9 protein-coding genes and 3 pseudogenes are annotated in these 10,858 nt (G+C 59.6%); 8 read left to right on the top strand and 4 right to left on the bottom strand.

Annotated features, from left to right (window positions below; genetic code table 11):
* The first annotated feature begins 8 nt into the window (after window positions 1-8).
* From ON14_RS02590 to holA, 4 genes and pseudogenes are all read left to right on the top strand, one after another.
* Window positions 9-608, top strand: coding sequence for a ComEA family DNA-binding protein (locus ON14_RS02590; protein ID WP_026037487.1), 600 nt, complete (start codon window positions 9-11; stop codon window positions 606-608).
* Window positions 605-2,055, top strand: a pseudogene (locus tag ON14_RS16365) (ComEC/Rec2 family competence protein); the annotation flags it as partial. The gene ON14_RS02590 and the pseudogene ON14_RS16365, both read left to right, overlap by 4 nt.
* A 63-nt stretch (window positions 2,056-2,118) precedes the next feature.
* Complete coding sequence (locus ON14_RS15075; RefSeq protein ID WP_443208534.1) at window positions 2,119-3,009, top strand: ComEC/Rec2 family competence protein; 891 nt, start codon at window positions 2,119-2,121, stop codon at window positions 3,007-3,009.
* A gap of 31 nt (window positions 3,010-3,040) precedes the next feature.
* Window positions 3,041-4,069, top strand: coding sequence for a DNA polymerase III subunit delta (gene holA, locus ON14_RS02580; protein WP_010202923.1), 1,029 nt, complete (start codon window positions 3,041-3,043; stop codon window positions 4,067-4,069).
* Between the two features lie 126 nt (window positions 4,070-4,195).
* On the opposite strand, the gene rpsT is transcribed toward holA, so the two are convergent.
* Window positions 4,196-4,456 (bottom strand): 30S ribosomal protein S20, encoded by a 261-nt coding sequence (rpsT, locus tag ON14_RS02575; RefSeq protein WP_010202922.1) that lies wholly within the window; start codon window positions 4,454-4,456, stop codon window positions 4,196-4,198.
* 494 nt (window positions 4,457-4,950) lie between these two features.
* On the opposite strand from rpsT, the gene ON14_RS02570 reads away from it, so the two are divergent.
* From ON14_RS02570 to ON14_RS02560, 3 genes and pseudogenes are all read left to right on the top strand, one after another.
* Window positions 4,951-5,355 (top strand): hypothetical protein, encoded by a 405-nt coding sequence (locus tag ON14_RS02570; protein ID WP_010202920.1) that lies wholly within the window; start codon window positions 4,951-4,953, stop codon window positions 5,353-5,355.
* 89 nt (window positions 5,356-5,444) lie between these two features.
* Window positions 5,445-7,312, top strand: a pseudogene (gene lepA / locus ON14_RS02565) (translation elongation factor 4).
* A 6-nt stretch (window positions 7,313-7,318) separates the two neighbouring features.
* Window positions 7,319-7,911, top strand: a pseudogene (locus ON14_RS02560) (DUF1990 family protein).
* Between the two features lie 12 nt (window positions 7,912-7,923).
* Here ON14_RS02560 and ON14_RS02555 read toward each other — a convergent pair.
* Window positions 7,924-8,601, bottom strand: a complete 678-nt coding sequence (locus ON14_RS02555; protein WP_010202916.1) for an HAD family hydrolase — start codon at window positions 8,599-8,601, stop codon at window positions 7,924-7,926.
* Window positions 8,602-8,699: 98 nt separating this feature from the next.
* Between ON14_RS02555 and hemW the strand changes: the two genes are divergently transcribed.
* The gene (gene hemW / locus ON14_RS02550) at window positions 8,700-9,950 is read left to right on the top strand and encodes a radical SAM family heme chaperone HemW (RefSeq protein ID WP_010202911.1); all 1,251 of its coding nucleotides are present in this window, start codon (window positions 8,700-8,702) and stop codon (window positions 9,948-9,950) included.
* 29 nt (window positions 9,951-9,979) lie between these two features.
* Here hemW and ON14_RS02545 read toward each other — a convergent pair whose 3' ends face one another.
* Both ON14_RS02545 and ON14_RS02540 read right to left on the bottom strand, forming a co-directional pair.
* Window positions 9,980-10,366, bottom strand: a complete 387-nt coding sequence (locus ON14_RS02545) for a DUF4870 domain-containing protein (RefSeq protein WP_010202910.1) — start codon at window positions 10,364-10,366, stop codon at window positions 9,980-9,982.
* A 91-nt stretch (window positions 10,367-10,457) separates the two neighbouring features.
* Entirely contained in the window at window positions 10,458-10,856 is a 399-nt protein-coding gene (locus ON14_RS02540) for a DUF4870 domain-containing protein (protein ID WP_010202908.1), read from the bottom strand.
* Window positions 10,857-10,858: the final 2 nt, after the last annotated feature.

Below are 10,858 nucleotides of genomic sequence, written 5' to 3'. Positions count from 1 at the left end.
TTCTGTGCGTGGAAGAGTTTGAGCAGGCTAGGCGTGCCCGATTACGGTTGCGCGTTGGCGCCGTCGTTGTGCTTGTTTTGGTCGCGCTCGGCTGTGCCGTGCTGGCCGCAGCGCTCACGGCGCGACCGGAGTCGGCGCAGATCGCCCGAGATAGCCAGTCCACGTCCGCGGGGACCGCTGATGGGTTCTCGATCAGCTCACCCTCGGTTTTTGTGCACGTTACCGGGGCCGTTGCCAGACCTGGCCTATTCGAACTGGCCGATGGTTCTCGCGTCATAGACGTGATTGCTGCGGCTGGCGGCTTCACTGAATCCGCAAATCGCGACGAACTCAACCTCGCGCGGCTGCTGACCGATGGCGAACAGTTCTCGGTGCCCGAAGTGGGCGAGTTGGCGGCGGATGCTGCGGCATCCGATCCGCGCGTGAATCTGAACACGGCAGACGCCGCTGAGCTCGACACTCTGCCTCGCGTCGGCCCGGCGATGGCGGCTCGAATTCTGGCATGGCGTGAGGCCAATGGTCGGTTCGCCAGCATCGATGACCTGCGCGGTGTTTCCGGCATCGGCGACAAAACCTTCGAGGGGCTCCGCGAGTTGATCACCGTATGAATCTTGATCTGAGACTTAGCCTGCCAGTGGCGATGGCGTGGTTAGTCGCGGTCTTCCTGATCGGTGTTCCCTCGCTGGCCATCGGAGCGACCATTGTGCTGTGGCTTGCTGCTGGTGCTGCGTCCGCCACCGCGGTGCTTTCGCGCCGCCCACTGATGGCCAGCGTGGCCCTCGCCTGCGCTCTCGCGGCGCTTTGTTCAACCTCGGTCGCTGTTCAGACGGAGTCCCGCCAGCCTGCGGCGTTGAGCGAGTTGGCTGCTCGTCACGCTCCCGTGGAGGTCTGGGGCACAACTACGTCAGCGGTGACGGGCGATGCTGACTACTTTCAGGCTCAGCTGTCGTCGCTAATCGTTGACGGACAGTCAGTGGCGCTGAGTTCGCCCGCGCTGATATTTCGCGACAGCGACCGCTTCGGGGGCAATGCGTCTGGCGACTCGACGGCCAGTGATGCTACAGCCAGCGAGCAGACCGCTCACGAACCCACCACCAACGAATCTGCCGCTAGCGTGCAGTGGGGAATCGGGGTCGAGTTCTCGGTGGCGGCAACGCTCACGGCCACAGGGCCGGGAGATGGGCGAGCGGTGCTGGTTTTTGCGTCGGAGGATCCGGTCTGGCGTGCCGATCCCTCCGCGTCAATTGAGTGGGCCAATCAGTTACGGCACACCTTTGCTTCGGCCGTCCGGGTGCTCCCCGGCGGTGGTGGCGAGCTTCTTGGCGGGCTCGCGATCGGCGACACTTCGGCTGTTAGCGAGGAGTTGGATGCTGCGATGAAGACCAGCTCATTGAGCCACCTGACTGCCGTGTCTGGCGCAAACTGCGCGATCGTCGTTGGCCTCATTATGGCTCTCGGCGGCAGGCTTGGCGCTCATCGAGTGCTGAGAATCGGGCTCTCGGTGCTGGTGCTTCTCGCGTTCGTGGTTGTGGTGACTCCCGATCCCAGCGTGCTGCGCGCGGCCCTGATGGCGACGCTGGTGCTCATCGCGTTGGCAAGCGGGCGCCCGATGCGCGGAATGGCCGTGCTCTCACTGGCGGCGATTAGCTTGCTGGTATTTGATCCATGGCTATCGCGAAATTTTGCTTTTGCGTTGTCTGTCTCGCAACGGCGGGGCTGCTGCTCTTCGCCGAGCCGCTGGCTCAGCTACTCGGGCGGTGGGTGCCGCGCTGGCTGGCGCTTGTTATCGCCGTGCCGCTGGCGGCACAACTTGCCTGCCAGCCGATCTTGTTGCTGCTGCAGCCCACCCTGCCCACCTACGGGGTAGTCGCGAACGTACTCGCTGCTCCGGCAGCTCCGGTGGCCACAGTGGTCGGTTTGGCGGCCTGTGTAGCGCTCACTGTGCTTCCTTGGCTAGGCATTGGGCTGATGTGGATCGCATGGTTGCCATCCGCGTGGGTGGCTGCCGTGGCAACCTTCTTTGCTGAGGCTCCGGGAACGCGTATTCCGTGGTGGGAGGGTTGGCTCGGGGTTGCCGCCCTCAGTATCCTTACCGTGCTGTTGCTGGCGGCTCTGGTGATGAAACAGCCGTGGCGTGGTCGCGCTCTCGGCACGCTTCTGGTCGTCACCACAGTCGTGGCCTCGGCATCGGCGGGCCTGGGCCTGAGCGCGGCACTTTCGTGGCCTAAGGATTGGCAATTTGCTCAATGTGATGTGGGCCAAGGAGACGCGGTGGTGGTGCGCAGCGGGGATCGAATCGCACTGATCGACACGGGGCCAGATCCGCAACTCCTCGCGTCGTGTCTCAGCCGTTTAGGCATCGTTCGCATCGATCTTCTGGTGCTTACACACTTTGACCATGATCATGTGGGTGGGGCGGAAGCAGTAATCGGGCGGGCGGAGACTGTGCTGGTTGGGCCAACGGGCTCAGCTTCCGATATCGAGCTGCTCAGGTCGTTTGAGGTTGCCGACGCTGAGGTTCTTCCGGTGAGCACGGGAGATCGGGGCGAGCTCGGTGAGCTGCAGTGGCGAGTGCTGTGGCCGGGGGAGCGCCTTGCCGGCATTGACCCCGGCAACGACGCGAGCGTTGTTGTGGAGTTTCTGCCCCGCCCCGATTGTGAGCGGCAATGCTTAAGCTCGGTATTTCTGGGTGACCTTGGCGAGAGTGCACAAAGCAGACTTCTTGGCGAACACCGGCTGCCAGAAGTCGATGTCGTCAAAGTCAGCCACCACGGTTCTGCCGATCAGTTTCCGCCCCTCTACGTCGCGCTCAACGCGACTGTGGGTTTGGTGGGCGTTGGTGCCGAAAACGGCTACGGTCATCCCACCACCGATGCGTTGAGCATGCTCGACGATGCCGGAATCATGGCAGTGCGAAGCGATACCGATGGACTTGTATTGGTGTCGCCGGCAAGCGAGCCTGGTGCGGTTCGCGTGTGGTCGGAACGGCACGTCAGCGGGCAGGGATAGGCTGGGGTGGCAGTTCTAATTGAGGAGTCTCGTGGCCGGTAAGCCCCCAGCACGATCGTCGGCAAAGTCGAAAGTCGCTATTCCCCAGTTGACGTGGAACAACGTGCGCCCGGCGCCCATTGTGTTGGTTAGCGGCACAGAAGGCTTTCTTGCCGACCGGGCAATCCGGTTGCTTCGCGACACCCTCAAAGTAGAAGATCCCAGTCTCGAAGTGAGCGATCTCGAGGCAGATCAGTATGCGCCGGGAGAGCTCATCAGTTTGGCGAGCCCGTCGCTCTTCAGCGAGCCGCGAATGATCCGCATCACCAACGTCGAAAAGTGCACTGACGCTTTCATCACCGAGACGGTGAAGTATTTGGATGCTCCTGCTGAGGACACCTATGTGGTGTTGCGTCACGCCGGGGGAGTCCGTGGCAAAAAGCTGCTCGACGCCATCCGGGCGGGCAACGGCGGCGGTATCGAAGTGATATGTGTCGATCTCAAAAAAGATACAGAAAAGTACGAATTTGCGGCTGCAGAATTCGCCTCCAAGCGTCGACGAGTGACACCGGGCGCGCTCCGCACGCTCGTGTCTGCCTTTTCTGCCGATCTGGCGGAACTTGCTGCCGCTTGCCAGCAGCTCATTGCCGACGATGCGGATGAGATTAATGAAGCAACAGTCGCCCGGTATTACTCGGGGCGCGTCGAAACGAGCGCATTCAAGGTTGCGGACTCAGCAATCGCCGGTCGTTCTGGCGAAGCGCTTGTCTTGCTTCGTCACGCTCTGGCCTCCGGCGCAGATCCGGTTCCGATCGTTGCTGCCTTTGCGTCAAAGTTGCGCACCATGGCAAAACTTTCCGGTGGCTCGATGTCTTCTGGCCAGGCTGCGAAAACCTTTGGGATGGCGCCCTGGCAGGCAGATCGGGCAATGAAAGATCTCAGGGGCTGGAACGACGCGGGTCTTGGCACTGCCATTGAGGCGATTGCCGACACCGATGCCCAAATCAAAGGTTTGGGGCGCGACCCCGTCTTTGCTCTAGAACGAATGATCTCTATCGTTGCGGCTCGCGGTAACCACTAGTCGGCCGTTTCGTCCGACTCGGCTGACTTGGCACTTCGCGTGACCTGAACGGCTTAACGACAAACGCCCCCAGCCGCGAACGGTGGGGGCGTTTGTTGTGTTCGGCGGTGTGCCGATCAGAAATGTTTAGAGTGCTGCGACCTGCTTGGCGATGGACGACTTGCGGTTCGCTGCCTGGTTCTTGTGCAGGATGCCCTTGCCGGCTGCCTTGTCGAGCGACTTCGCGGCGACCTTCAGGTTCGCGAGTGCGGTGTCTTTGTCGCCAGCCTTGATTGCTGCGCGCGTTGCGCGGATAGCAGTCTTGACCTGGCTCTTGACCTGGCGGTTGCGGTCTTGAGCCTTCTTGTTGGTACCAATGCGCTTGATCTGCGACTTAATATTTGCCACGTGTATGTGCTTTCTTGTTTGTGGATCAGAGATAGTGGGCGGCCGTGGAAGAGAATCGATGTTCTGATTCCCGGCCGCGAAGCGCATATCGTTCGACGAAGAACCATATGCATAAGCCAACAGGCAACATTACCAGCGCGGTGGAGCTATAGCAATTGCGCAGCAATTGTGCGACCCCAGCGCCGAGCAAACTGCGTTTGTTCGGTTCCGGTGGAGCTATAGCAATTGCGCAGCAATTGTGCGACCCCAGCGCCGAGCAAACTACGTTTGTTCGGTTCCGGTGGAGCTATAGCAATTGCCGAGCATCCCCAGATTGCGGTTGTCCTGCTCCTGCAGTTTAGGGCAGCGGGGCTTTTCTGATTTCGTGCCACGCCATGCAGCGCCGCATGTCGGCGAGATCTAGTGGCACTGACGGGCCGGGCGCTAGTTTTCCGCTACTGGGTTCGGGGGTTATCCCGATTCCTCGCGTTGGTACCTTTTCCTACGCTCTAGGTATGACTTCTTCAACTGTTTCTGATTCGCTGGCCGCTTCCTCCACTGTGGTGCTCGCTCCGAGCGATGAGACCGACTCAAGCGCGGAACCAGCCCCGACCGCCGGGGCAACTCCATCCGCTGAGCCTGCTGGCTCCGCTACTCCGACTGTGGCGCCTCGCTCGTCGCGCACAATGAGCATTCTTGCGTTGAGCTTGGGGATTGCTTCGTTGGTATTTGCTCAGACCGTCGTCGTTCCCCTCGCGGCCGTTATTTTGGGTGTGTTCGGGCTGCGCGATGAACCGGCGGGGCGCAATTTTTCCATCTGGGGCATTGTTTTGGCGTGTATCGCCGCTTTCGGCTGGGTCGCGATTGTCGCTGTTGGCGCACTCATTTCGTTGCCGTTTCTTTTTCTTGGAGCGTTTTAGTAGCGCGCGAGCGCCCGCGAGCCCTGCTTTGGCCTGTCGTTTAGCTCGGGTGCGCGCAGGATCGTCGGTCTCGTGGGAGAATCGGGAGGATGTCTCCTCGCGCCTCTTACACACTTGAGCCTGCTTCGACCGATCCTGCGTTTATCCGCAACTTTTGCATCATTGCGCATATCGATCATGGCAAGTCCACCCTCGCTGACCGCATGCTGTCGGTCACGGGGGTTGTCGCGACCGCGATATGCGGGCCCAGTACCTCGACCGTATGGATATCGAGCGTGAGCGCGGCATCACTATCAAGAGCCAGGCTGTTCGAATGCCGTGGGCTCTCACTGATGAGAACGGCAAAGAGCAGTCGTATGCGCTGAACATGATTGATACGCCTGGTCACGTTGACTTCACCTATGAGGTCTCGCGATCGTTGGCTGCCTGCGAGGGCGCAATTCTTTTGGTTGATGCGGCACAGGGCATCGAGGCGCAGACTCTGGCCAACCTCTATTTGGCGATGGAAAACGATCTCACGATCATTCCGGTGCTGAACAAGATCGATTTGCCCGCTGCTGATCCTGAGAAGTATGCCGATGAAATTGCTGGCCTGATTGGCTGCGATCCGTCGACAGTTCTTCGGGTCTCTGGCAAAACGGGTGTTGGTGTTTCTGAGTTGCTTGACGAGGCGACGCGGCTAATTCCTGCTCCCGTCGGCGATCCGAATGCTCCGGCCCGCGCAATGATTTTCGACTCGGTGTATGACGCTTACCGTGGCGTTATTACGTACGTTCGCATGATTGACGGCAAGATGACGCCGCGCGAAAAGGTCATGATGATGTCGACGAAGTCGGCTCACGAATTGCTCGAGATTGGCGTGAGCGCACCGGAACCGACACCGACAAAGGGTCTCGGCGTTGGTGAGGTTGGTTATCTCATTACCGGTGTGAAGGATGTGCGCCTCAGCAAGGTTGGCGACACCGTCACCAACTTTGCCAAGCCGTCTACGGTTGCGCTCAAGGGCTATTCCGAGCCGAAGCCGATGGTCTTCTCGGGTCTGTACCCGATTGATGGTTCCGACTACCCGGTGCTGCGCGAGGCTCTCGACAAGTTGAAACTCTCGGATGCTGCGCTGGTTTACGAGCCTGAGACGTCTGTTGCTCTTGGCTTCGGTTTCCGTTGCGGATTCTTGGGGCTGCTGCACTTGGAGATTGTGCGCGAACGGCTCGAACGCGAGTTCAATCTCGACATGATCGCTACGGCGCCGTCGGTTATTTACGAAGTGATGGGCGACGACAAGAAGTTCACCACCGTGACGAACCCGAGCGAGTTCCCCGGCGGCAAGATCGCTAGTGTGAGCGAGCCGATGGTGAAAGCATCCGTTCTTACACCGAAGGATTTCGTCGGCACGGTTATGGAACTCTGCCAGTCGCGCCGCGGCACCATGCAGGGCATGGAATATGTGGGTACTGACCGTGTGGAGCTTCACTACACGATGCCGCTCGGTGAGATCGTCTTCGACTTCTTTGACCACCTGAAGAGCCGAACGCAGGGCTATGCGAGCCTCGATTATGAGCCAAGTGGACATCAGGAAGCCGACCTCGTGAAGGTCGACATTCTTCTCCAGGGTGAAGCTGTTGATGCTTTCAGCGCGATCGTGCACCGCGATAATTCGTATGCCTACGGCGTGCTGATGACCGAACGCTTGAAGAAACTGATTCCGCGTCAGCAGTTTGAGGTTCCCATTCAGGCAGCGATCGGCTCGAAGATCATCGCTCGTGAATCGATTCGGGCGATGCGCAAAGACGTGTTGGCTAAGTGTTACGGCGGCGATATCAGTCGCAAGCGCAAGCTCCTCGAGAAGCAAAAAGAGGGCAAGAAGCGCATGAAAATGGTGGGGCGCGTCGAGGTTCCGCAGGCTGCTTTCATTGCAGCGTTGTCTGGTGAAGTCGAAGCCGGCAAAGAGAAGAAGTAGACGAAAGTGGATGCTCGCACCTACCCCAATGCGCCTGTTACGTACGGCGCGGTAGGTGCCACGCGCGGCAGCACTTTTACGGTTCTTCCTCCGGTGGGCTTTCGTCGCGTTGAGCGAAGCGCTCGCATCGGTCATGGTGATGAGCGTTGGAACTTTGCGCATCAGCAAATTCTGACGTGGGGTGTGAAACGTCGTAGCGGTTTTGGGGTGACGCTTTTGCCCCGTGATCCGCTTGGCAATTTGCTCGACTTGTCACACGATGACGATGCTCATCCGGAGGTTCGGCCCGGTGACACGATCGTTCTTTCGGTGGGGCGTGGGCGCTTTACCGCTCACGAACCCGTGCGTGTGGTCTATGTCGTGACCAGCCCAAGGTTGCGGGCTTTGCCTACGGAACGCTTGAGGGGCATCCATTACGCGGCGAAGAATCGTTCATGATCGAACGCCGTGATGACAATTCGGTGTGGATTACGGTTCGCTCGTTTTCGCGACCATCGTCAACGAAGTGGATGCTGTTGTCACCGGCACTGCGGTTGATGCAGTACATCGTGGTTGGCCGTTACTTGCGTGCCCTCTCTGGCAGTATTCCTGCGGCCTAGAGCTGCAGTTTTCTAGCCGCGCGTACTGAGCTCGGCAATTGTGCCGAGCACGTCGTCGAGTCCGTTTACGAGGTCATCAACGACGAGTAGTGCATTTGTGTCGCGGAGGTCTGCCACTGTGAAGGCTCCCGTCGCCACTGCGATGAAGGGAAGCGCTGCGGAGTCAGCGGCGAGACCGTCGTTCGGGGTGTCGCCGACGATGACGTGAATCCCTTCGCCAAGGGCGGGAGCAACGAGCGCGGTGAGGTGGTGCCGGTCGGGGGACCGGTCTCCAAAGAAGGAACTTTGCCAGTCGAAATCCTGCTCGGAGTACCCAGCGGCCAGCAGTTTGATGCGGGAGTGCAACGGACCGTTGCCCGTCAGGAGGGCATTGCTCCAGCCTCGGCGCGCAACTTCGTGAAGTGCATTCGGCCCTCCGGCTACGGCTTCTCGCACGAATCCGGTGTCGTGCAGAGCCTGCGTTCGTCGATCAAGCTCGGTTAGTACGTCATCGAGCATCGTGGTCGGATGACCGTTGAGCTCGAGCATCTCGGCGAGCAGCTGCCCTTCTGTCTTTCCGTGCGGAGTCGCAATGAGTCGGTGGGGTGGCGCGCCGGTGACTCGGGTAAATGCGTCGAGGTAGACGGCCGCACCATCGCGGGAGTTTCGGATAAGGGTGCCGTCGATGTCCCACAGAATGTGCGTTTTCACCGTCACATTCTCTCACGCGTGAGGTGCGACAATTGAGGGGCGCGTGCACGCACCAGCTGCCGCGCACTTGTGTCGACAGCTGTTTAGGGGATCCGTTCGTGCCAGGTGCTTTGCCCATTGCCGATCCTGCCCCCCTCGATGGAGCGCTACCCGAGAGTGTCGCTGTAGGGTCCGAAGACCGGCCGTGGAGCGTGTATATCCATGTTCCGTTCTGCCGGGTGCGCTGCGGATACTGCGACTTCAATACCTATACGAGCGAAGAGCTGCGCGGAGCTAAGCGTTCTGACTACGCCACCGAGGCTGTTGCAGAGATGGAACTCGCATCCACCGTTCTCTCGCAGGCGGGGGTTGCACCGCGCCAAGCTTCGACGGTGTTCTTTGGCGGCGGCACCCCCACTCTTTTGCCCGTTACTGATCTGACCCGCATGCTTGCGGCTGCTCGCGACACGTGGGGATTCACTTCGGATGTCGAGGTCACGACCGAGGCGAATCCTGATTCTGTTGACCGGGATTATTTGCACGCGCTCAAAGACGCTGGCTTCACCCGGGTGTCGTTCGGGATGCAGTCGGCGGTGCCACACGTGCTGGCAACGCTGGAGCGCACGCATGATCCCGACCGCGTGCCCCACGTCGTGCGGTGGGCGCGGGAGGTTGGGTTGGATGTGAGCCTCGATCTGATCTACGGCACGCCGGGCGAAAGTCTGGCCGATTGGGAACGTTCACTCGATCACGCCATTGCGCAAAACCCTGATCATATTTCTGCGTACGCGCTCATTATCGAGACCGGCACTAAGCTGGCGGCTCAGATTCGTCGCGGCGTTGTTGCTGCGGTCGATGATGATCTTCAAGCCGATATGTATGAGTTGGCCGAACAAAAACTCAGCTCTGCGGGGTATGAATGGTACGAGGTGAGCAACTGGGGCAAAGCCAGTGACGATCCTGAGGTCAGCAATACCAGTCGGCATAACCTGGGCTACTGGTTGGGTAATGATTGGTGGGGTGTTGGCCCTGGCGCTCACAGCCATGTTGGCGGTGTGCGCTGGTGGAATGTGAAGCACCCGGCGGCGTACGCCGACCGTATTGCCGCGGGACACTCGCCGGGGGCTGGTCGGGAGACGCTTGCCGATTCGAGCAAGTATTTGGAGCACGTTTTGTTGCGCACACGGGTGCGTAACGGACTGCTTATCAATACTTTGGATGCGGATGGCCGCCAGGCCGTCGCTGGGCTGATCGCTGAAGAACTCGTGGATGCCCGCTCTGCCCTGAGTGGAACTATTGAACTCACGGTAAAAGGGCGCCTGCTCGCAGATGCCGTAGTGCGGCGATTGCTAGCGGACGCCCCTATTTAGCGCATTCGTTGTGTTGCGATTCGTTCGAGTTATTTGACGAACGAGAACGTGAGCGGGTAGTTGTAGACCTGCCCACGGTTTGCGGCGATTGCGGCGATGATGCTGAACGTAATGATGATGATGGCGATTGCGGGAATGATCAGGAATCCGATTGCGGCCGCGGTGAGAAGTGCGCCAAGGAGATAACCGATGTGCATGGTGATCTGAAAGTTCAGCGCGGTGCGCGCATGAGCGCGGACGAATGGTCCGCGATCCTTGAAGACTAGGTAGCCGATCAGAGCGGGAAGAAAGCCGAGGGCGATAAATCCGGCCACGATTCCGCCGATATGAATCAACGTCGACCAGAGCTTCTCGTCGCTCGGGCTCATGGGTTGGATCTGCGCGTACGGCGAGGTGGGTGGTGTGGAATCTGACATGCCCCCATTAAAGCCTGCATTCCTTAAAAGGAAAGCCCCGAGAGCCAAAGCTCCCGGGGCAACGCACTATCGGCCTAGCCGAAGGGCTGTGTTACTTGATGAGGCGGATTGCGAAGGGGTAACGGTAGTGGTTGCCGTCCTTGGCCTTCGTGAAGCCGATGATCGAGAAGATTAGGCCGACTGCCCAAATCGCGAAGCTCAGGAACGTTTGGACAAACGCGAAGAGACCGAGTGTCAGCGGGGTGAGGACAAGACCGACGATGAAGAGTGCAACCTGAGCAATGGTCAGAGTGATCTGAAAATTCAGGGCTTCTTTTGCTTCGGTGTTCGTGAATGCGCCGCGGTCTTTGAACACCAGCCAGATGATGAGAGAGGGAAGGATCCAGAGGATTCCGCCCAGGTGAGCGAAGGATGCCCACTGGTTGTCCTCAACCGTGGTCAATTGAGCTCCCGGCTGCGGTGCGTTGGGCTGCGGATTTGCGTCAGTCATGA

Origin of the sequence: Salinibacterium sp. PAMC 21357 (assembly GCF_000247645.1) — a bacterium.
Lineage (GTDB): Bacteria > Actinomycetota > Actinomycetes > Actinomycetales > Microbacteriaceae > Rhodoglobus.
Note: the sequence above shows the minus strand (reverse complement) of the source record. Positions and strands in the feature narration are given on the sequence as shown.